Raw genomic sequence first — 22,416 nt, 5'->3', positions numbered from 1 at the left:
TAGACAGCTCGCACTTCACTCGGAGGTCTTCGTCATGTCACCACGCCACGCCGTCACCAACGTCCGTGGTCAGTACAGCTAGCCCAGGATCTTGGTGATCAGCGGGGGCAGTTGATCGGCGATGACGGGGTAGCTCAGCGGCGACGCGAACGCGATCGCGCCGGCCTGGTCCTTGGTGGTGAAGATGTGGCGGTTCTGTGCGGTGGTGAGCGACCCGGCGACCTCGGGGTCGGCCAGTATCGCCTTCTGATCGTCCGGGCTCTGGGTCGTCCAGATCACCACGTCGGCGGAGTCGAGCACGGATCTGATGTGATCGCGCGGGATGACGGCGCGCTGATCCGTGCCGAAGGGTTTGATGGTGTCGGAGATGACCAGCCCCATCTGATTCAGGAAGTCCGTCCGCCAGCCCGCCATGGTGGCGACGACGGTGCCTTGCCACAGCGCGCCGTGCATCAGCAGTGCCTTCTTGCCGGTCCATTGCTGATTCTTCTTGCCGACGTCGGTGAATTTCTGGTCGACGCCGTCGATCAACGACTTCATCTGGTCGGCCTGGAAGACCGCCTGACCGACGGTGCCGGCCTGCTCTTTCCACGGTTCGAAGAAGGCGTCGCCGTCCGATTGCGCCACGGTCGGGGCGATCGCGGACAGCTTCTGATACGTGTCGGCGTCCAGGCCGGCGTTGACGGCCACGATCAGGTCGGGTTTGAGGCCGGCGATCTGGTCGACGGGAATCCCGTTGTCCAGGTTCAACACCGTCGGCTGCGCGCCGTTGAGCTTGGGTGCGGCCCACGGCCAGACCGCGAAGGGCTGATCACCGAACCAGTTGGTCACCGCGATCGGCACCACGCCGACCGCGAGCAGGTCGTCCTGCTCGGTGTAGCCGGCGCTGACGACGCGCTTGGGTGGTTCCTTGACGACGGTTTGACCGAACAGGTGGGTGACCGTCACCGATCCCGGCGCGGCTCCCGGAGCGGGCTTGTCTGACGAGCACCCCGCCAAAAGCTCCGAGAACGCGGTCGCACCGCCGATCGCGGTTACCCCGGCAGCCCCTGCGAGCTGCAAGAATCCCCGTCGATTCCATCCCTGTCGCATCGCGTGAGAGTATCGCGTTCCGCCCTCTGACATGCGTCGCCGCGCTGTTGAGGCAGTTCAGCCCAGCGGCATGCCGGCGTCCATGAAATCCAGGGCGCGATAGATCGTCTCGGCGGTCTTCGGCGCGCTGTCGAACGCCGCCATCATGGCGCCCGTCAACGCTCCGGCGAACACTCGGACCTCGAAATCGTCGGGGGCGCGGCCGATCCGGTGCGCGATCGCCTCGGCGGCCACCGTCACGGTGCGGTAGTACTCGTCGTACATCGCCGCCTTGAGCTCGGGTATCGAGAACATCAGGCGCTGCCGGGTGCTCTCGAACTCCAGCTGGTCGTCGGGCAGCTGGGCCATGACGGCCGCATAGGCGCCGCGGAAGGCCCGCGCCGGGGACAGGTCGCGCGGCTGGGCCTTCAGCGCCTCGAGGATCAGCGGGTCGAGGTCGTCGGCGAGCAGCAGCGATTCCTTGGACGGGAAATAACGGAAGAAGGTGCTCGGCGACACGTCGGCCGCCTCGGCGATCTGTTCGACGGTGGTCGCGGCGAAGCCGTTCTCCTCGATCAGGCGAAACGCCTCGCGCCTGATGGCGCGGCGGGTCTTGATCTTCTTGCGCTCCCGCAGGCCCAGGGGAGCCTCAGTCACCTGCATGCGCCGATTGTCGCGCATCGACGCCTCGCCGTGGGCCCGCGACGTCTTCTCGTTGCAGAGTTCTGACAAACGGGGACAGGCCGTTGCGATTTCTGCGTATCGCCCACGTAACTGTGCACACCCAGACCGGTAACAGTGCGTCTTTAACGTCGAGAGGTCCTTGCCCGCGCCGCATCCAACCCAGGAGTCCCACCAGAATGACCACGACCATCAGGCCGGTAACGCAGCCCGCGCCGCCGCGCGAGCGTCATACGGGACGGCACTGGATCGATGACTGGCGGCCCGAAGACCCCGAATTCTGGGAGACCACCGGCAAGCCGATCGCTCGCCGGAACCTGGTCTTCTCGATCTTCGCCGAACACGTCGGCTTCAGCGTGTGGATGTTGTGGAGCATCGTGGTGGTGCACATGACGGCGGGGGCGCACGGGCACCCCGCCGCGTCCGGGTGGGCGCTGACCGCCAGCCAGGCCCTGTGCCTGGTCGCCGTGCCCAGCGGTGTCGGGGCGTTCCTGCGATTGCCCTACACGTTCGCGGTCCCGCTGTTCGGCGGCCGCAACTGGACGACCATCTCGGCGGCGCTGCTGCTCATCCCATGCCTGCTGCTGGCGTGGGCTGTCAGCCATCCCGGCATCCCGTTCGGCGTCCTGGTGGCGATCGCCGCGACCGCCGGCTTCGGCGGCGGCAACTTCGCCTCGTCGATGGCCAACATCTCGTTCTTCTACCCGGAGAAGGACAAGGGCTGGGCGCTGGGCCTGAACGCGGCCGGCGGCAACATCGGCGTGGCGGTGGTGCAAAAGATCATCCCGCCCATCGTGATCGCCGGCGGCGGGATGGCGCTGTCGCGGGCCGGACTGTTCTACGTGCCGCTGGCCGTGGTGGCCGCGCTCTGCGCGTTCCTGTTCATGAACAACCTCACCGAGGCCAAGGCCGACGTGAAGCCGGTGCTCGAGTCGCTGCGGCACCCGGACACCTGGATCATGTCGCTGCTGTACATCGGCACCTTCGGATCGTTCATCGGCTACTCGGCGGCGTTCCCGACCCTGCTCAAGACGGTGTTCGGGCGCGGTGACATCGCGCTGGCGTGGGCCTTCCTGGGCGCCGGCATCGGCTCGGTCATCCGGCCCCTCGGCGGCAAGCTGGCCGACCGGATCGGCGGCGCCCGCATCACCGCCGCCAGCTTCGTCATGCTGGCGATCGGGGCGGCGGCGGCGCTGTGGTCGGTGACGGCGGTCAACCTGCCGGGCTTCTTCGCCAGCTTCATGTTCCTGTTCGTCGCCACCGGCATCGGCAACGGCTCGACCTACCGGATGATCTCGCGGATCTTCAAGATCAAGGGCGAGCTGGCCGGGGGCGACCGCGACACCATGGTGGCCATGCGCCGGCAGGCCGCCGGTGCGCTGGGCGTCATCTCCGCGGTGGGTGCCTTCGGCGGCTTCGTGGTCCCGCTGGCGTACGCGTGGTCGAAGTCGGAGTTCGGCAGCATCGAACCGGCGCTGCGGTTCTACATCGTGTTCTTCCTCGGCCTGCTCGGCGTCACCTGGTACTGCTACCTGCGCAGGCACAACGCGATAACGCGGGTGGGGATCTGATCCGAAGTCAGCTCGACGGCTGCTGTTTTCCGCCGTACCCGTCCCAGGGGCTGTAGTCGGCGATCAGCTCTTCCTGGGGTGGCCGTTCGTCCTCGGGAACGTGCTGCAGGTTGATCCGGATCCGGTACCAGATCGAACTGGGGCCGCGCATCCCGTCGACCAGGACGTCGACCGGCTGCAGCCGGCCGGCCACAGCGGGATAGCGGTCGCGCCAGACGTCCAGCGCCGCCATCGCCTCGTCCTTGGTCTTGGTGCGGGCGATCTCGATCAGCGGCATGGAGGACTGCCGCCTGCCGTCGGGCCGTTTCCCCGACCCTTTCGGCGCGCGTTCGGGCGGGCCCATTTCCTCGGCCAGCACCAGTAGCCGGTCGAGCTCGCCGACGGCGTCGTCCATTCCCGCCCAGGGGTCACCGATGTCGGCGAACCGGGCGGGCACGGTCTCGATGGTGAACGCCTCGGGCCGGCAGTCGGCGACCTCGTCCCACCGCAGCGGTGTCGAGACCCGGGCATCCGGGGTCGCGCGCACCGAGTACGCCGATGCGACGGTGCGGTCCTTCGCGTTCTGGTTGAAGTCGACGAACACCCCTTCGCGTTCTTCCTTCCACCAACGGCTGGTCGCCGCCTCGGGCACGCGCCGCTCGACCTCCCGGGCGACGGTCTGCGCGGCCAGCCGCACCTGGCGGAACTCCCAGCGCGGCGCGATGCGGGCATAAACGTGAAAGCCGCGCGACCCCGACGTCTTCGGCCAGGCGGTCAGGCCGTAGTCCTCGAGCACCTCGCGGGCCACCAACGCGACGTCCACGATGCGCCGCCACGAGACCCCGGGCATCGGATCCAAATCGACCCGCAGTTCGTCGGGGTGTTCGAGGTCGTCGGCCAGCACCGGATGTGGGTTGAGGTCGACGCATCCCAGGTTGATCGCCCAGGCCAGTCCCGCGGCATCGTGGATCACCGCCTCGGCCGCCGAAGTGCCCCGCGCATAACGCAGTTCGGCAACGTCGACCCAGTCCGGCCGTTTGGCCGGGGCGCGCTTCTGAAACACCGCTTCTTCCGTGATGCCCTTGACGAAGCGCTTCAGGATCATCGGGCGACCGGCCACGCCGCGCAGCGCGCCGTCGGCCACGGACAGGTAATAGCGGACCAGATCGAGCTTGGTGTAGGGACCCGAAAAAGAGCTGGTGGTTTCGCGGCCGCTCACGCGGGGGAACACCACCTTGTCCGGATGGGTGATGGCCACCTGGCGCCCGGCCACCTCCAGCGAAACCGGACGGGTCATGCGGTTCATGCTAATTCGCCAGAATTTCTGGCCGTACTGAGACGGACGTCACATAAGGTGGATTTCATGCCTAACCTCCTCGGTCTGCCCGCTCAGGCCGCCGCAAAAGTTCAGCAGTACGTCGAACGCGGCTCCGCCGAGCTGCACTACGTACGCAAGATTTTCGAATCGGGCGCGTTCCGGATCGAGCCGCCGCAGAACTACGCCGCGATGGCCGCCGACATCTACAAGTGGGGCGAGTTCGGCATGCTGCCGGCGCTGAACGCCAGGCGCCAACCCGACCGCGCCGCGTGCATCGACGACGAGGGCGAATTCAGCTTCAAGGAACTTGACGAGGCCGCGCACGCGGTGGCCAACGGGCTGATCAAGATGGGCGTCAAGGGCGGCGACGGCGTCGCCATCCTGGCCCGCAACAGTCGGTGGTTCCTGATCGCCAATTACGGTGCCGCCCGCGTCGGCGCCCGCATCATCCTGCTCAACAGCGAATTCTCCGGCCCGCAGATCAAGGAGGTGTCGGAGCGCGAGGGCGCCAAGCTGATCATCTACGACGACGAATACACCAAGGCGGTCAGCAAAGCCTCACCGGAGCTGGGCAAACTGCGGGCGCTCGGGACCAACCCGGACAGTGACGAGCCGTCGGGCAGCAAGGACGACACCCTCGCCGACCTGATCGAGCGCAGCAGCTCCGAGCCCGCCCCCAAGGCGTCGAAGCACGCGTCGATCATCATCCTGACCAGCGGGACCACCGGGACCCCGAAGGGCGCGAACCGCAGCACCCCGCCGACCCTGGCACCGGTCGGCGGCATCCTGTCGCACGTTCCGTTCAAGGCCGGCGAGGTGACCTCGCTGCCGGCGCCGATGTTCCACGCGCTGGGTTATCTGCACGGCACGATCGCGATGTTCCTGGGCTCGACGCTGGTGCTGCGCCGCAAATTCAAGCCGGCGCTGGTGCTGGAGGACATCGAGAAGCACAAGGTGACCGCGATGGTCGTCGTCCCGGTGATGTTGTCCCGCATCCTCGAAGCGGTCGAGAAGATGGACTCCAAGCCCGACCTCTCCAGCCTGAAGATCGTGTTCGTGTCGGGATCGGCGCTGGGTGCCGACCTGGCCGAACGAGCGCTCAAGGACCTCGGCCCGGTCATCTACAACATGTACGGCTCGACCGAGATCGCCTTCGCGACCATCGCCGAGCCCAAGCACCTGGAGTACAACTCGTCGACCGTCGGCCCGGTCGTCAAGGGTGTGCGCGTCAAGATCTATGACGACAACGGCAAGGAGCTGCCGCAGGGCGAGGTCGGCCGCATCTTCGTCGGCAACGCCTTCCCGTTCGAGGGTTACACCGGCGGCGGCAAGAAGCAGATCATCAACGGGCTGTTGTCCTCGGGTGACGTCGGGTATTTCGACGAGAACGGCTTGCTGTTCATCAGCGGGCGCGACGACGAGATGATCGTCTCCGGCGGCGAGAACGTGTTCCCGGCTGAGGTCGAAGACCTCATCACCGGGCACCCGGACGTCCTCGAGGCCACCGCGATCGGGGTCGAAGACAAGGAATGGGGACACCGGCTGCGCGCCTTCGTGGTGAAGAAGGACGGCGCCGACCTCGACGAGGACACCGTCAAGCACTACGTGCGCGACCACCTGGCCCGCTACAAGGTGCCGCGCGAGGTCGTCTTCCTCGACGAGTTACCGCGCAACCCGACGGGCAAGGTCCTCAAGCGCGAGCTGCGCGAAATGGACGTCGACTAGCCCGTTCCGCTCCGAGGTGAGCGGGTCAGCGGGTCAGCGGCGATCTTTGATGGCGCGGGTGATCTGAGCGGTGAGCTTGGGGTCCACCAGCAGCTGGTCGATCAGCGCGGTGAGGACCTCCTGCCCGGTCACCCGGGCGACTCCTAGCCGGTCGGCCGCTTCACGCTGCCAGATGTCGAGGGCCCGGTGCGTGGGAGCCGGCAGGTCGACCGTTCGGCGTGTCCGCTGCGTGCGTCCCGGTTGGGCGGCCGCCGGTTGGCTGGCGATCCGCTGGCCGCCCGGCTGCCCGAGGCTGGTGAGACGCTCGGTCGGCGCGGCGTCTCCGGAGGGCCCGGCGGCCGAGTTGGGGGCGCGAAAGGCTCCGACGCTGGGTCCGCTGTGGCTGCTGTTGAAGTTCACTTCGGTGTCTTCCTCCGTGAGTGCCAATCAGTAAATCAGCGCTCGGTGCCGGTGTGTCATTACTGATTCTGTCACCGTCGCCAGCGTAAGTCGCGTCGCCGGGCCGTCGGCGACCCGGTCGGCGACCGCACGAGCGGGCACGCAGCTGCGCGGCGCATCGGCGGCTGGCACCGCAGATCGCGTCGCAAATGGATATAGGTAGCTGCATTCCCGGTCTACAACGCACAGGGCGCGGTAAAGATCCCGGTCGATCTCGCGGGAGATCAGTTAATGCGGAAATGCGCAAAGCCTGACGTCAGTATATACGACTTCCGCAACGCAGTACATCAGTAGATGGCCCAAGAGCTGGTTATATTGGCGAATTCGGGCGAGTGCGTCAGTATTTGCGAAGAAATGAATTGCACAAATACGCATTGATGATTGCGCCCATTCTTGATGACTCGAGACCCCATTGTTATCCAATTCACAAGCGAAAAATGCGAATTCCACTTGTTTGCTCAGAAATGTCCCACTAACGTTTTTGGCAGTGGTGGCAACGGGTTGGAAGGACTCACTTTGATGATCTCGCGATCATTACGCGGCGCGGCCGCAGGTGTCATAGGTGCCGGAGCCGTGGCCGGCGCGCTGCTGATCGGCGGCGCTCCCATGGCTCAGGCCGCTCCTGCGCCCGCAGCCACCACGAGCTTCGCCAGTGCTGGGCCGCACAGCGGACCGGGCTTCATCCCCGATCGCCCCGGCGGTCGCGGATGGGGCGGCCATGATGGTCGGGGAAATGGCAATTGGGGGCACGGCAACTGGGGCCGTGGCGGTGGCTACTGGGGCCCCCAGCACTGGTGGAACTGGTGGTGGTGATCACCATCTCCGCGCGGTAGGGCCATCGCCGACACGCCAACCCTCGGGATGGCCCACCGCGCATGGGGGGAACCATGCCGGCCTGACTCAGTCAGGTCGGCATGGCCCTTTTCCGGGGCTTTTCGCGCCGTCTTACGGGTCGCGGGGCAGGCCGAGCAGCCGCTCGGCGATGATGTTCAGCTGCACCTCGGAGGTACCGCCGTAAATGGTGGTGGCACGGCTGGCCAACAGGTATTCGCCCCATTTGCCCGGCAATTGGTCGGTGTCGCCGATCGCGGCATCGGTGCCGAACGACGAGACCGCGAATTCGGCGTATCCCTGTCCGGTGCGCATCGACAGCAGCTTGGAGATGGCCGCCGACGGCATGGCGTCCCCACCGGCCAGCGTCAACAGCGTCGAGCGCAGGTTGAGCACCTTGGCCGCGTGACCCTCGGCGATCAACTGGCCCGCCCGGTGCTGGGCGATCTGATCGAAGTGGCCGTCGCGAACGAACTCGACGAACTGCGCCAGCGTCGCCAGGAAGTTCGCCTCGCTGCTGCCGATCGACACCCGCTCCGCGGTGAGGGTGTTGCGGCTGACCTCCCAACCCCGGTTGACCTCCCCGAGCACGCACTCGTCGGGGACGAACACGTCATCGATGTAGACGGTGTTGAACATGGCGTTGCCGGTGAGCTCCCGCAACGGCTTGACGTCGACGCCCTCGCTCTTCATGTCCAACAGGAAGTAGGTGATGCCGGCGTGCTTCGGGGCGCTTGGGTCCGTCCTGGCCAACAGCGCGCCCCACTGCGACAACTGCGCGGCGGTGGTCCAGATCTTCTGGCCGGTGATGCGCCAGCCGCCGTCGGTCCGAACGGCCTTGGTGGTCAGGCTGGCCAGATCCGATCCGGCGCCGGGTTCGGAAAACAGCTGGCACCAGATCATCTCGCCGCGGAACGTCGGTGGCAGGAACCGCTGCTTTTGCTCCTCGGTTCCGAACGCCACGATCGACGGGACGATCCAGGTGGCGATCCCCGTCTGCGGCCGCCTGACCCGCCCGGAGGTGAACTCCTGGGCGATGATGATCTGCTCGATCGGGCTGGCGGCCCGGCCCCATGGCTTCGGAAGATACGGCAGTACCCAGCCACCCTCGGCGATGGCGACCTTGCGTTGCTCCCGCTCGATCTCCTTGAGCGCGGTGACCTCGGCCCGGATCTCGGCCCGCAATTTTTCGGTGTCGGGGTCGAGGTCGATGTCCACCGGGCGCAAGCCGGTGGTGGTCGCGGTGTCGACGACCTTCTGCGGGTAGTCCGAACTGCGACCGAAGGAGGCGGCCAGCAGCAGTGCCCGGCGGTAGTACACGCCTGCGTCGTGCTCCCAGGTGAAGCCGATCCCGCCGTGCACCTGAATGCAGTCCTGCGCGCAGCGCTGGGCGGCCGCCGGCGCCAGGGTCGCCGCCACGGCGGCCGCGAATTCGACATGCGAAGCCGCTGTGTCCCAACTGTTTTCGCGCGCTTCGTCGATCGCGCGGGCGGCATCCCACACGGCCGCGGTGGCCCGCTCGGTGTCGGCGATCATCTCGGCACACTTGTGCTTGATGGCCTGGAACTGGCCGATCGGCCGGCCGAACTGCTCTCGGATCTTGGCGTACTGCGCGGCGGTGTCGGTCGCCCAGCGCGCCACCCCGATGGCTTCGGCGGACAGCAGCGTGGTCATCAGCGCGTGCGCCGTCGCCATGCTCAGGTTCGTCAGCACGACGTCCTCGCCGACCTCGACGGCATTGGCTCGCACATCGGCGATGGGGCGCAGCGGGTCCAGGCTTTTCACCGGTTCGATCTCGAGCTGGTCGGCGCGCAGCACCGCCCACGCCTCGCCGCTGTCGATCGCGACGGGCAGCACCAGCAGCGTGGCCTGCGCCGCAGCGGGGACCGCACGGACTTCGCCGCGGATCACCAGCGAATTGCCCTGCCGGGTGGCGGTCAGCGCGCAGCAATTCAAGCCGTAGGAGGCGATTTCGGCGCCGGACGCCAGGGCGGAGAGCACCTTCGCGTCCGGGTCGTGCGCCGAGATCAGGGCACTGGCGATCGCCGACGGCGCGAACGGGCCCGGCACCGCCCCGTATCCGAACTCGGCCAGCACGATGGCCAACTCGAGGATGCCGAAGCCCTGCCCTCCGACGGATTCGGCCAGATGGACGCCGTGCAGCCCCTGCTCCGCGGCGGCCTGCCAGTACGGCGGGGGATTCTCGACCGGAGTTTCCATGGCCGCGTGCAGCGTCTCGGACGGCGCGATGCGCGCCACCAGCGATCGCACGGAATCGGCCAGTTCTTGATGCTCGGGATTTATCGCGATCGGCATTGGTCGCCTTCCGTTGCTGCAGGACGCCGGTTCGGCCGGGTTCCCTCCAAGCTAACAACCAGTCGGTTGGTTGACGACATGGGCTGTCGGCCGCCGGTCACGCGGGACGCGCCCGCCGTGGCGCCGGGAACGAATTCGGCGAGAACTGTCAGCGCCACCGCCTGCTGATCCATGCGGTGATGATGTCCGCCTGCTCGCTGCGCGCCCCGGGAGTGGTGAAGTAGTGATCGGTGTCCACCGAAGCCTGCGTTTTGTCGGTGCCGGCGAGTGCGCCGAAAATGCGTTGGGCGTCAGAGGGAAACACCCCGGTATCGGCCTCGGCGTTGATCACCAGGGCGGGGCAGGCGATCCGGGCCAGGTGCGGTTCGGCGCGGGTCTGCGCCACCCGCAGGCTCCACATGCCCAGCCAGTTGCGCAGCGTGCAGGCCGCCGCGATCCCGTGCGCCGAGCGGTTCGCCTTCGCCGGCACGCCCGCATAGCACAGGTTGGGCTGTCGCGTGGTGGGCTCGATGCTGGCGTCGACCATGCGGGGATCCGCCCAGGTTCGCATCACGCTGAAGGGGCGATCGGAAAACCCCGCCGCGCGAACGCGTTTGAGCTCGGTCTCGGCCCAGTCGGTGATGGCGTGGTTGCGGGCGGTCTGCGCGCTGCGGTACCGGGCCAGAAACTCCGGCGAGTAGGGCGGGCCGTTGCGCTCGTCGAACAGGTCGAGGTCGGCGTCGGTGGCGACGGGATCGTCCTCGTCGACGACGGCGGCGTCCATCCACGCGGTGAGTACCTCCGGGCGCCCGGGATGGGCGGCGGTGGCCACGTAGCCGTCGGCGGATGGCAATTCGGTCAGCCCGGCCGCCGGCCGCATCCCGTCCGGCGGAGTGACGTTCGGCTCGACGGCCTGGGACTGGTAGGCGGCCATCAATGAGCCGCCTCCCGAATTGCCCAACAGCACAACGGTATCCACTCCCTGGACCTCGCGCAGCCAGCGCACCCCGACGCCGATGTCGACCAGAGCGTGATCGAGCAGGAAGCTGCTTTCGAAGCCGCGAAACCTGGTGTTCCAGCCGAGAAAACCGATGCCGCGGGTGGCCATGTAGTCGGCGAGATAGTGCTCGGAGAAGTCGATCTGGTAGTGCGTGGCGATCATCGCCACCTTGGGTTTGCGTCCCACCCCCCGGTGATACAGCCCCTGACACGGATGCCCCCCCGCGCCCGCGCGCCCCGCGGTGGGCGACGGCAGCCCGACGAATTCGCGGACGACTCCAGCACCGGTACGACGAGTCAACTCAGCGGTCCTCCTCACGCATAGATGGCTCGGTAGTAGATGTTGGCCAGGGTTTGGATGCAGGCCTGGTCGTCGGGCTCCTCCGGACGCGCCCCACCGAGCTGGATGTAGCAGAACTGGTTGAACATCGCCACGATCGCCTCGGCGATCAGCCGCGGATCGTCGTCGCGGCAATGGCCCCGGGCCTGGGCGCGCCGGACCGAGTCGGCGATGAAAGAGATTGGGATCTCACAAATCTCGGCCCAATACTGCGCGAAGTCGTCGTTGATCATCGCCAGCTGCGACACGCTGATCACCTCGGCGAGCCGGTGGCGGTAGGTGTGCCAGTGCGCCGCGGCGGCGGCGTGCGCGCGCTCACGGTCGGACAACCCATGTTCGGTCACCGCCAGTGCGCGCTCGTTGGCCTCATCGCGGAAGCGCAGCGCCCACTGGCGCACCATCGCCTCTTTGGAGTCGTAGTAGTTGTAAAAGGACGCCGCCGACCGACCCGCTTCGGCGGCGATGTCGGCGATGGTCGTGGCCAGGACGCCTTTGCGCGCGATGACGGTTCGGGCGGCCGTATCGATGGCGGCCTGCGTCCGCCTGCCGCGCAGGGTGGGGAGCTCGGCGCGCTGGTCGTCCCGGTCAGCAGGGGACGCCGCGGTCGACACCTGACGCACCTCCCTGGGCCAAAACTGAAACTGATGTTAGATTCAGATTCGGATCTTGGCCAGGACCGGCAAGCCGGGGACCGAGGGGAGCCACCAGATGATCAAGCCGCACTACACCAACACGGAATTCGAACTCGGCGGGATCAACCACGTCGCCCTGGTGTGTTCGGACATGGCGAAAACCGTGGACTTCTATAGCAATGTCCTCGGCATGCCGCTGATCAAATCGCTCGACCTGCCCGGTGGCGCCGGCCAGCACTTCTTCTTCGACGCCGGCAACGGCGACTGCGTCGCCTTCTTCTGGTTCGCCGACGCCCCCGACCGGGTACCGGGGATCTCGTCGCCGGGCGCCATCCCAGGCATCGGCGACATCACCAGCGCCGTCAGCACCATGAACCACCTGGCATTCCACGTGCCGGCCGAGAAGTTCGACAGCTACCGTCAGCTGCTCAAAGACAAAGGGGTGCGGGTCGGGCCGGTGCTCAATCACGACGAAAGCGCCATGCAGGTGTCCGCGACCGTGCATCCCGGCGTCTACGTGCGCTCGTTCTATTTCCAGGACCCCGATGGCATCACCCTCGAATTCGCCTGTTGGGTACGGGAATTCGACAGCGGCGATGCCCAGGCTGTGCCCAAGACCGCGGCCGACCGCCGGCCCCCGGTGGGCGCCGCCCACTGATTCACCCGCCCCGAGCCGGAGGATGTTTTCATGACCGACGGCATTCTTACCGACGCACAGATCGCGGCGCTGACTCCCGAGCAACGCCGGGAACTGATCACCCGGCTGGAGCAGCCGCTGGGTGAGGTGATCGACCCGGAGTTCCTGGCCCGGGTGCGGCGCATCCGGTTGAGCCTGATGGTCGGTGGCTCCATGGCGATGGTTCCCTGGCTGGGGTATCTGTCGGTGACGCTGCCGGAGAACTACGTCGCCCACAACTGGCCGCTCACCTGGGTCGGTTTCGACGTGCTGCTGGTCGCATTCATGCTGACGACGGCGGTGCTCGGGTACCTGCGCCGTCAGCTGCTGGTGCTCGCCGCCTTCACCACCGGGGTGCTGCTGATCTGCGACGCGTGGTTCGACCTCATGACCGCCGGGCCCAAGGACATCTGGCTGTCGGTGATCACCGCGCTGCTGATCGAGGTGCCGCTGGCGATTTTCATGATCACCAGCGCGGCGCGCATCATACGGCTCACCATGATGCGGCTGTGGCTGCTGCATCCCGGCATGCGGCTCTGGGATCTGCCGCTGTTCCCCTGAGGGGGTGCAGGTTTGGCTCGAGCCGCCCGGGTTCCAGGCGATGCCGGCTCGGCGAACGGGCCAAACAATTCTATCCCGAGTTCTAGGCGCGGGCTGGCGAATGAGCAACATACCGCCCGTGATTGGATACTTTTTGGTACGCATGCGCCACTCACCGGGCCGGGATTGTGACCGTTAAGCGAAACAGGTTACCGCCGCGGAGACGATCTCGCGGGAGAATGCGAGTCTTCGCAAAACCGCGAAATCATCGCCCCCGTCAGCTAGCGTCCAGAGCAGCGACATGTCAGCGACGCGGTGGGTCAGCCCAACTTACCGCGGAATGCGTCGCGAAATTCCGCGGGAACCAAATGGACGATGCGTCAAAAGCCTGGCGCTAAACCTACTTTCACCACCCCCCAGATCGCAACAGATGTCGGTATCTCACAGCACAAGGACTCGACGAAATGGTCGCACTCGGCAACATCAACGAATGGCAACCGCCACACGGCCCGGTTACCCTTTGGATGGCCGCACCCACGGCACTCGAAGCCGCACGCGCCGCGCGGCGAAGCGATCTAGCCCCGAGTTATCAACAGAATCAACATCTCTGGTCCGCTTATCACGGCAAGAACATGAACCGGCAGGTGCCGCGTCTGATGATCGTGGCGTGGGACATTCCCGGCACCTGCGACATCGAGGCGATGACCGCGACGATCACTGCCCATGTGCGTCGCCAGGACACCTATCACTATTGGTTCGAATTCGACAGCGGAACCTTCGTCCGCCGTGAAATCGAGGACCCCGCGGCCATCGAATTCGTTCCCGTCGCGCTCGGGGAGATGACCCAGGACCAGGTGCGCAACCACGTCTTGACCACCACTCCGGAAACCTTGGAATGGGGCTGCTTCACCTACGGAATCGTCCAGCACGCCGACTATTTCACGTTCTACGCCAGTGTCGACCACCTGCACATCGACGGCCTGTCCGCCGCCCTCATCTTCCTGGACATCCACCTGATGTATCAGGAACTGGCGCAAAGTGGGCATCGACCGACCGCACTGCCTGAGATACGCAGCTATCGCGACTACGTTGCGCGACAGCGCGAAAAGGTTGCGAACCTGGATCTGTCGTCGCCCGAGATCAACGACTGGATCGCATTCGCGCGTGACACGGACGGCGACTGGCCCAGTTTCCCGCTGCCGCTCGGTGACATCTGGGCCAGCACCAAGGGCGATCTGCTGACCGTCGAATTGATGAACGGCGCCGAGACCGAGGCCTTCGACGCCGCCTGCGTCGCCGCCGGCGCCCGGTTCATCGGCGGAGTGCTGGCGTGCGCCGGCTTTGCCGAGCACGAATTGACCGGCAAAGACACATATCACGGCTTCACGGCGAAGGACACCCGGACCGCGGGTATCGACTCGATGACCGTGGGTTGGTTCGCCAGTCTGATTCCGGTCACCGCGCCGATCGCCGGTGAGACGTTCGCCCAGGCGGCCAGGGCGGCGCAGAAGTCGTTCGACGACGCCCAGCGCCTCGCCGACGTGCCCGTCGAGCGGGTCCTGGAGTTGGCGACCCCCGATGATCTGGAGATCAAGCTGCCCACTCAGCTGCCGATGATGCTGTCCTTCCTGGACTTTCGCAAGATCCCGCTCAACGGGTTGTGGGCGGAGACGAAGTTCGGCACCTACGGCGACAGTCTGTCCCATGGCGGGATCAACATGTGGATCAATCGGCAAGTCGAGAACACCACGGTGACGATGTCCTTCCCCGACAACGCGATAGCCCGCGAGTCGGTGCTGCGCTACATCGCGACGCTGACCAAGGCGTTCCTGCGCGCCGCCAAGCCCACCTCGGACGAGCCGATTGTGGTCGCACCCCAGGTGAATTCGGAAGAGACCTACCCGCACGCGCCGAACGCGGACGACAACGAAGCGGCATGACATGAGCAACGTGCTGGACCTGGCCGACCAGACCCTCTTTCTCGGCGAACGGGCGACGGGAGCCACCAGCCTGCTGCAATGCGTCTGGGTGTACGACCACGCCATCGACATCGGCGGGCTGCGCAGGTTCCACCACCATCTGGGGAAGGGTCGGTTGTCCCGCCGGATCGAGCGGTCGCCGTTGCCGTTCGGCCGCCATCGCTGGGTATCACCGAACGACCGGTGCACCCTCGAGATTGTCGGGACGCCGCGGCCCCGTGACGAGATCGACGCCTGGCTGGATGATCAGGCCACCGCACGCCCGGACGCGGAGCACGGACCCGGATGGCACCTGGCGGTGCTCCCGTGCACCGACGGCGGCGCGGCGGTCAGCTTGGTCACCACGCATTGCCTCACCGACGGCATGGGGCTGTGCGAGGCGCTGGCGGATGCGGCTTCCGGTCGTGACGACGCGATCCGCTGGCCCGCCGCGGCGACACGGCGGCGGTGGCTGGCCGTGCGCGAGGACGCGCGCCAAACCGCTCGCGACACGGGCGATATCGGCCGCGCCATCGGCGCGGCGGTTCGAATGCTCCGCCACGGTCGCGACGCCGTGCAGTCCGCGTCCGCCGAGAAGCCGCCGGTGCCGCGCACCGCAGCAGGCGACCCCGTCACCATGCCGATGCTGACGTTGTTCGTCAGCGCCGATGAGTGGGATGCCCGCGCCCACGCCCTCGGCGGCACCAGCAACGCGCTGCTTGCGGGACTGGCGGCCCGCCTGGCCCAGCGGGTGGGACGGGTCGCGGCCGACGGCTCGGTGAACGTGGGGATGCCCGTCAACGAGCGCACTCCGGGCGATACCCGCGCGAACGCGGTCATGAACGTCGACGTCACGCTCAGCCCCTCGGCGATCGGCACCGACCTGCGCGAGATACGCGCCGTGACCAAGAGCGCCCTGATTCGCCACCAGGATGTGCCCGACGAGCGATGGGCTTTGCTGCCGCTGGTTCCGCTGATCCCCGAGCGGCTCTTCAAGCGGTTGATCAGCATGGTCACCGGCGGCGCCACCACCGTCGTGTCGTCCAACCTCGGCGCCATGGACCCGGCCGTGAATAAGCCGGACGGTCGTGATGCCGACTATTTCGCGATCAGGTCGGTATACCCGGGCGTGACGACCGCGACGATGCAGCGCACCAACGGGGCGCTGGCGTTGGTGTCGGGACGGGTCCACGGCCAGGTCTTCGTCTCGATCCTCGGCTATCAGCTGGATCGCCCGAACTCGAATGACGAGTTACGGCACGCCATCTCCGGCGTGATGAGCGACTTCTCGCTGACCGCCACGACGGGCTGGCCCGCCTTCAGCCGAGTGTGAGCTCACGGTCCGTCACCAGGCGCCGGCACGGGTCTCGTTGAAGCGGTACAGGTTTTAGCTCGGCGAGCACGTCGAGCGGCGCCGCCAGTCGATTGACGAGCGCTATCGTCAATTGCAGGGCGCAACCAGCAAATTCGGCAACGGCCCATCCTCGAACCCCGAATGACGCAAAAACGGGAAGTTGTTGCCTTTGACGCCGGCGTCAGCTACCGTCAACGCCAGCGTTCACAGGGGGTGCAAAGCGACGTCATAGGTTCGATCCCGAAATTTGGGAAACACCTCGCAAGATTTCAGCTCAAAGGGACTCGTGCTGCGCGAAAAAGCTTATGCGCGAGCGGCCTTGCGCCCCCTCCTGCGCGCAATAAATGTCGGCATCAACGGGAGGGACGACTTAAGCAAATGGTCGCACTCGGCAACATCCAGGAATGGCAACCACCGAACGGTCCGCTGACGATGTGGACGCTCGCGCCCACCGCGCATGACGCGGCTCGCGCCGCGCGCCCATCCCGACTATCTCCGAGTTATCAACAGAGTCAACATCTTTGGGCCGCCAACATCGGCAAAGCGATGAACAGGCAGTTACCCCGCCTGATGGTCGTGGCGTGGGACATCCCGGGCGTATGTGACGTTCCGTCGATGACGGCAACGATCAATGCGCACGTGCGCCGTCACGACACCTACCACAACTGGTTCGAATTCGAGGACGGCACCATCGTGCGTCGCACGATCGACGACCCCGCCGCCATCGATTTGGTTGCGGTGCCGTTAGGGCACATGAGTGCCGAGCAGGCGCGTACCCACGTCCTGACGACCACCCCGGGAACGCTCGAATGGGGTTGCTACACCTTCGGTATCGTCCAGCACGCCGATTATTTCACCTTCTATGCCAGTGTCGACCACCTGCACATCGACGGCTTGTCCGCCGGCCTGATCTTCGTCGACATCCACATGACCTATCAGGAACTCTCTCAGGGCGCGCATCAGCAGGAGTCCCGTCTTCCCGAGGTCAGGAGTTACTGCGACTATGCCGTCCGGCAGCGCGAGAACGCCACCAGCCTGACCCTGTCATCGCCCCAGATCAGGGATTGGATCGCGTTCGCCCGCGAAACCGACGGCGCGTGGCCGAGTTTCCCGCTGCCGCTGGGTGACACATGGTCGAGCAGCAAGGGAGAGCTGGTCACGGTCCAACTGCTGGATGCGGACGGGACCGAGTCCTTCGATGCCGCTTGCATTGTGGCCGGCGCCCGGTTCATCGGGGGAGTTCTGGCCTGCACGGCTTTGGCCCAGCACGAGCTGACCGGCGAAAAGACCTACTACGGGTTCACGGCCAGGGACACCCGGATCGCGGGCATCGACACGATGACGGTGGGCTGGTTTGCCAGCCTGATCCCGGTCACCGTGCCGGCCGATGTCTCATTCCGGGAGGCAGCCCAGGCGGCCCAGAAGTCTTTCGACGACGCGAAGGGCCTCGCCGATGTGCCGTTCGAACGAGTGTTGGAATTGGCAACACCCGATGAGCTGGGGATCAAGCTACCCGGGCAGTTGCCAATGATGTTGTCCTTCCTCGATTTCCGCAAGATACCTCTCGCCGGACTGTGGGCGGAAACCAACTTCGGTACATACGGCGACAACCTGTCCGCGGGCGGCATCAACATGTGGATCAACCGGCATGCCGAAAAGACCACGGTGACAATCTCTTTCCCCGACAATGAGGTCGCTCGCGAGTCGGTGCGTCGCTACCTCGCAACCTTGAGCGGGGTTTTCGTGCGGGTCGCCGAACGCGCTTGGACGGCTCCCGGTCCTGTTGCACCCCAGCCGCATTCGGGTGAACCGCAGGAGCTTGCGGACGAAGACGACACCGAGGCGGCCTAGCAATGAGCAACGTGCTGGATCTGGCCGATCAGACCCTCTTTCTCGGGGAGCGAGCGACGGGCACCACCAGTCTGGTGCAATGCATCTGGGTGTACGACCGGCCCGTCGACGTCGACGGCTTGAGACGGTTTCATGACCGTTTGGGAAGGGGGCGGTTGGCCCGCCGCATCGAACGGTCCCCCTTGCCGTTCGGCCGCCACCGCTGGGTATCGCCCGGAGAGCAGGCCGGTCTCGAGATCGTCGCGGCGCCCCGGCCGCGAGAGGAACTCGACACCTGGTGCGGTGAGCAAGCAAGCACGCGACCGGACGCCGAGTACGGACCCGGCTGGCGCCTTGCGGTGCTCCCGTTCACCGACGGTGGGTCGGCGGTGAGCTTGGTCATCACGCATTGCATCAGCGACGGCGTCGGGCTGTGCGAGGCGTTGGCGGATGCGGCGTCCGGTCGTGACGACGCGGTTAGTTGGCCCGCCCCGGCGGCGCGGCGGCGGTGGCGGGCGGTACGCGAAGATGCACGCCAAACCCTCAGCGACACACCGGATATCGGCCGCGCCATCAGCGCGGCGGTCCGATTGGCCCGGGAGGGTCGTCGCAAGGTTGGTCCGGGCGCCGCCGCGGTGCCGACGAGGTCCGCCGCGCGCACTGCCGGACCGGACGAAAGTGTCACTCTTCCCATGGCGACGATCTTCATCGACGCAGACGAGTGGGACGCTCGCTCCGAATCCCTCGGGGGAACCGGCAACGCGCTGCTGGCGGGATTGGCGGCCCGCCTCGCCCAGCGGCTGGGACGCGTCGCCACGGATGGCTCGGTGAATGTGGGGATGCCGGTCAACGAGCGCACTCCGGGCGATACTCGTGCCAACGCCGTCACGAATGTCGACATCACGGTCGATCCCGCACGGGCGACGGACCTGCGCGAGATCCGCGCCGCAATCAGGCAGGCGCTGGTTCGCCATCAGCAGGTGCCCGACGAGCGGTGGGCATTGTTGCCCCTGGTTCCGCTCATTCCCAAGCGGCTGTTCAGGCGACTGATCAGTGTGGCCACCGGCAGTGCAACCGCCGTCGTGTCATCCAACCTCGGTGCAATCGACTCGGCCGCCAACCGGCCGGACGGCACGGATGCCGACTATTTCGCCATGAAGTCGTTGTACCCGGGGGTGACCCGCGCGACGATGCAGCGCACCAACGGTGTGCTGGCCCTGTTGTCGGGAAGAGCGCACGGACGAGTCTTCGTCTCGGTCCTTGCCTACCGGCCGGAACAGCCCAACTCGAATGATGGCTTGAAGGAGCATATTTCGAACACGCTGAGCGACTTTGCGCTGACCGCCACGGCGGGCTGGCGCACGTTCAGCCCGGTGTGACCCCGCGGTGGGACGTTAGGCGTCCGCGCGGGTTTCGTTGAGGCGGTACAGGTTTGGTTCGGCGAGCTCGTCGAGCAACGCCGCCAGCTGGTCGACGAGCTGATCCGGTTCGAGGTGGACGTCGCCGGCGAGCCAGGCGCTGATGGTTTGTCCGACCCCGCCGACGACGAAATGCGCTGCGGCGTTGATGCGTTCGTTCGCCGGGACCTGCAGCGCGTGGCCGACGTGCTGGCCGGACAGCATGGCGAACAGCGCGCTGGACTCGGCACGTTTGCGTACGATCACCGGATCGGCCAGTTGCGTGCTGAACACCAGGCGTCCCACCCGGGGGTCGTCGGTGATGGTCCGCACGATGTTGGCCATGCACGCGCGAGTTTGCTCGGCGGCGGGCACCGCGGCCACCGCCGCCTGTGTGGTGGTGGCCAGCTCGGCAATGACCCAGTCGAACACGGCCGCGACGAACTCGTCCTTGTCGGCGAAGCTCTCGTAGAAGTACCGGGCGGCCAGGTTGGCGCCGCGGCACACACCCCGGACGGTGACCGCCGAGATGTTCTGCCGCTCCGCCCCGAGCAGGTCCAGGCCCGTGGCCAGTAGCCGGTTACGGCGGGTGGCCAGGCGCTCGGCGGCCTCGACGCCGCGGTACGGCCGCGCGCGGGACGTATCGCTCATGCAAACCATCTTGACACTAACCGCCGGCCACGACAATATCAGGAAACGAGCGTTCGCACATTAGCGGACAGGCGCTGCGGGAGGAACCTGACGATGGCAATTCACGAGCCGGTGCACCAGGCGATGGGGCACGTCGAGCGCAGGGTGACCGACCCGCCCCGGTCGCAGCGGCGCAGGCGGCGCCGGGCGCTGGGCATAGACGAGGGCTTGATGGGTGTCGCATTGCTGGCCGGCCCGGCGAACGTGATCATGCAATTGGCGCAGCCCGGCGTCGGATACGGCGTGATGGAGAGCCGCGTCGAAAGCGGCCGCGTCGACCTGCACCCGATCAAGCGCGCCCGCACCACCTTCACCTACCTGGCCGTGGCGACCAACGGCAGCGATGCCCAGAAGGACGCCTTCCGCCGCGCGGTGAATCGTGCTCACGCACAGGTGTACTCGACCCCGGAAAGCCCGGTGTCCTACAACGCTTTCGACCCCGCGCTGCAGCTGTGGGTGGGCGCCTGTCTGTACAAGGGCGGGGTCGACATCTACCGCATGTTCATCGGTGAGCTCGACGGTGAGGACGCCGACCGGCATTATCGCGAGGGCATGACGCTGGCCACGACCCTGCAGGTGCCGCCGGCGATGTGGCCCGCGGACCGCGCGGCGTTCGACCGGTACTGGGAAGAATCGCTGGCCAAGGTGCACATCGACGACGCCGTGCGCGAGTACCTGTTTCCCATTGCCGCCAACCGCATTCGGGGTGTGGTACTGCCGCGGCCGCTGCAGCGCCTGTCCGACAGCTTCGCGCTGCTGATCACCACGGGGTTCCTGCCGCAGCGGTTCCGCGACGAGATGCGGTTGCCCTGGGACGCAACCAAGCAACGCCGCTTCGACAGGCTGATCGCCGTCCTGGCCACGGTGAACGGGTGTCTACCGCGGTTCATCCGGCAGTTCCCCTTCAATGTCTTGCTGCATGACCTGGACCGCAGGATCAAGAAGGGCCGCCCGCTGGTGTAGCGCCCGGCTTCTGGTTGAAAATGATAATCGTATTCATTAAGCTCCCAGGCTGGTAACCCTTCCAGCCTGAGGAGTGCCCATGACGGCGCCAATTTGGATGGCCTCGCCGCCCGAATTGCATTCCGCGCTGCTCAGCAGCGGCCCGGGACCCGGACCACTGCTGGCGGCGGCCGGCGCCTGGTCGCAGTTGAGTACCGAATATGCCTCTGCCGCTGAGGAATTGAGCACATTGCTGGCGGGGGTGCAGACCGGGGCGTGGCAGGGACCCAGCGGGGAGTCCTATGCCGTCGCGCACGCGCCGTACCTGGCGTGGTTGGCGAAGGCGAGCGCCGACAGCGCGGCGGTCGCCGGCCAGCACGAGGTGGCCGCGGCGGCGTACAGCGCGGCGCTGACCGCCATGCCCACGCTGCCGGAACTGGCCACCAACCACGTCGTGCACGGAGCGCTGGTGGCGACGAATTTCTTCGGGGTCAACACGGTGCCGATCGCGGTCAACGAGGCCGACTATGCGCGGATGTGGACTCAGGCGGCCGCCACCATGTCGACCTACCAAGCCGTGTCGGGCACCGCGGTCGCGTCGACACCGCAACCCGAGCCGGCGCCGCCCATCGTGAAATCGGCTGCCTCAGCGGATCATTCATCGGACCCCGACCACGACCCGACAATCGACAATCCGCTCGATGACTTCATCGCGAACATCCTGAGGAACTTGGGGATCGACTGGGATCCGGCCCAGGGCACGGTGAACGGACTGCCCTACGACGCCTACACGAATGCGGGCGACCCGCTCTTCTGGGTTGTCCGGGCCCTCGAGCTGCTCGAGGATTTTCAGCAGTTCGGCTATTACCTGGTGCACAATCCGGCGTTGGCCTTTCAGTATCTGGTCCAGCTCGCACTGTTCGACTGGCCGACGCACATCCTCGAAATCTTCATCAGCCAGCCGGAATTGTTGGCACCCGCCCTGCTGCTGGCGGCGGCTCCCTTCGCCGCCGTCGGCGGCTTCGCCGGGTTGGCCGGCCTGGCGGTCGTACCGCACCCCGCGGCCGCCCCCGCGCCCGGGCCGGATCCCAGTCGATCCCCAAGTTCCTCAGGATGTTCGCGATGAAGTCATCGAGCGGATTGTCGATT

General features: G+C 66.5%; 17 protein-coding genes and 1 pseudogene. 10 read left to right on the top strand and 8 right to left on the bottom strand.

What is annotated here, in order from left to right:
• Positions 1-78: 78 nt before the first annotated feature.
• Positions 79-1,092 carry an ABC transporter substrate-binding protein gene (locus A5688_RS17425; protein WP_067908020.1) on the bottom strand — a complete coding sequence of 338 codons (1,014 nt, stop codon included), beginning with the start codon at positions 1,090-1,092 and terminating at the stop codon, positions 79-81.
• A gap of 57 nt (positions 1,093-1,149) precedes the next feature.
• Entirely contained in the window at positions 1,150-1,734 is a 585-nt protein-coding gene (locus A5688_RS17420; protein ID WP_067831072.1) for a TetR family transcriptional regulator, read from the bottom strand.
• A 197-nt stretch (positions 1,735-1,931) separates the two neighbouring features.
• Here A5688_RS17420 and A5688_RS17415 point away from each other — a divergent pair, with 197 nt between their 5' ends.
• The gene (locus A5688_RS17415) at positions 1,932-3,323 is read left to right on the top strand and encodes a NarK family nitrate/nitrite MFS transporter (RefSeq protein ID WP_068268225.1); all 1,392 of its coding nucleotides are present in this window, start codon (positions 1,932-1,934) and stop codon (positions 3,321-3,323) included.
• Between the two features lie 7 nt (positions 3,324-3,330).
• Here A5688_RS17415 and A5688_RS17410 read toward each other — a convergent pair whose 3' ends face one another.
• Positions 3,331-4,608, bottom strand: a complete 1,278-nt coding sequence (locus A5688_RS17410; protein ID WP_067908025.1) for a DNA polymerase domain-containing protein — start codon at positions 4,606-4,608, stop codon at positions 3,331-3,333.
• Between the two features lie 57 nt (positions 4,609-4,665).
• Here A5688_RS17410 and fadD2 point away from each other — a divergent pair, with 57 nt between their 5' ends.
• Entirely contained in the window at positions 4,666-6,345 is a 1,680-nt protein-coding gene (gene fadD2 / locus A5688_RS17405) for a long-chain-fatty-acid--CoA ligase FadD2 (RefSeq protein WP_067831077.1), read from the top strand.
• Positions 6,346-6,378: 33 nt separating this feature from the next.
• On the opposite strand, the gene A5688_RS17400 is transcribed toward fadD2, so the two are convergent.
• The 4 genes from A5688_RS17400 to A5688_RS17385 all read right to left on the bottom strand — a co-directional run bounded on the left by A5688_RS17400 (position 6,379) and on the right by A5688_RS17385 (position 11,859).
• A complete protein-coding gene (locus tag A5688_RS17400) occupies positions 6,379-6,744 on the bottom strand; it encodes an ATPase (RefSeq protein ID WP_067831083.1) in 366 nt (121 codons plus the stop codon).
• A 984-nt stretch (positions 6,745-7,728) separates the two neighbouring features.
• Positions 7,729-9,930 carry an acyl-CoA dehydrogenase gene (locus A5688_RS17395; RefSeq protein ID WP_067831033.1) on the bottom strand — a complete coding sequence of 734 codons (2,202 nt, stop codon included), beginning with the start codon at positions 9,928-9,930 and terminating at the stop codon, positions 7,729-7,731.
• Between the two features lie 148 nt (positions 9,931-10,078).
• Positions 10,079-11,209 (bottom strand): alpha/beta hydrolase, encoded by a 1,131-nt coding sequence (locus A5688_RS17390; RefSeq protein ID WP_067831086.1) that lies wholly within the window; start codon positions 11,207-11,209, stop codon positions 10,079-10,081.
• 14 nt (positions 11,210-11,223) lie between these two features.
• A complete protein-coding gene (locus tag A5688_RS17385) occupies positions 11,224-11,859 on the bottom strand; it encodes a TetR/AcrR family transcriptional regulator (RefSeq protein ID WP_067831091.1) in 636 nt (211 codons plus the stop codon).
• Between the two features lie 97 nt (positions 11,860-11,956).
• Here A5688_RS17385 and A5688_RS17380 point away from each other — a divergent pair, with 97 nt between their 5' ends.
• The 6 genes from A5688_RS17380 to A5688_RS17355 all read left to right on the top strand — a co-directional run bounded on the left by A5688_RS17380 (position 11,957) and on the right by A5688_RS17355 (position 19,617).
• Positions 11,957-12,538 (top strand): VOC family protein, encoded by a 582-nt coding sequence (locus A5688_RS17380; protein WP_067831036.1) that lies wholly within the window; start codon positions 11,957-11,959, stop codon positions 12,536-12,538.
• A gap of 30 nt (positions 12,539-12,568) precedes the next feature.
• Positions 12,569-13,117, top strand: a complete 549-nt coding sequence (locus tag A5688_RS17375; protein ID WP_067831041.1) for a hypothetical protein — start codon at positions 12,569-12,571, stop codon at positions 13,115-13,117.
• 443 nt (positions 13,118-13,560) lie between these two features.
• Entirely contained in the window at positions 13,561-15,036 is a 1,476-nt protein-coding gene (locus A5688_RS17370) for a condensation domain-containing protein (protein ID WP_067831045.1), read from the top strand.
• Between the two features lies 1 nt (position 15,037).
• Complete coding sequence (locus A5688_RS17365) at positions 15,038-16,387, top strand: hypothetical protein (RefSeq protein ID WP_067908029.1); 1,350 nt, start codon at positions 15,038-15,040, stop codon at positions 16,385-16,387.
• Between the two features lie 399 nt (positions 16,388-16,786).
• Positions 16,787-18,259, top strand: a complete 1,473-nt coding sequence (locus A5688_RS17360) for a condensation domain-containing protein (protein ID WP_067908032.1) — start codon at positions 16,787-16,789, stop codon at positions 18,257-18,259.
• Between the two features lie 2 nt (positions 18,260-18,261).
• On the top strand, positions 18,262-19,617 hold the full coding sequence (locus A5688_RS17355; protein ID WP_067908035.1) for a hypothetical protein: 1,356 nt from the start codon (positions 18,262-18,264) through the stop codon (positions 19,615-19,617).
• 15 nt (positions 19,618-19,632) lie between these two features.
• On the opposite strand, the gene A5688_RS17350 is transcribed toward A5688_RS17355, so the two are convergent.
• Entirely contained in the window at positions 19,633-20,295 is a 663-nt protein-coding gene (locus tag A5688_RS17350) for a TetR/AcrR family transcriptional regulator (protein WP_067908039.1), read from the bottom strand.
• An 84-nt stretch (positions 20,296-20,379) separates the two neighbouring features.
• Here A5688_RS17350 and A5688_RS17345 point away from each other — a divergent pair, with 84 nt between their 5' ends.
• Both A5688_RS17345 and A5688_RS17340 read left to right on the top strand, forming a co-directional pair.
• Positions 20,380-21,288 carry an oxygenase MpaB family protein gene (locus tag A5688_RS17345; RefSeq protein ID WP_067908042.1) on the top strand — a complete coding sequence of 303 codons (909 nt, stop codon included), beginning with the start codon at positions 20,380-20,382 and terminating at the stop codon, positions 21,286-21,288.
• 79 nt (positions 21,289-21,367) lie between these two features.
• A pseudogene (locus A5688_RS17340) lies at positions 21,368-22,372 on the top strand (PPE family protein); the annotation flags it as partial.
• Positions 22,373-22,416 lie beyond the last annotated feature (44 nt).

The organism is Mycobacterium mantenii (assembly GCF_001667865.1).
Lineage (GTDB): Bacteria > Actinomycetota > Actinomycetes > Mycobacteriales > Mycobacteriaceae > Mycobacterium > Mycobacterium mantenii_A.
This window is presented reverse-complemented; position numbering and strand designations above follow the sequence as displayed.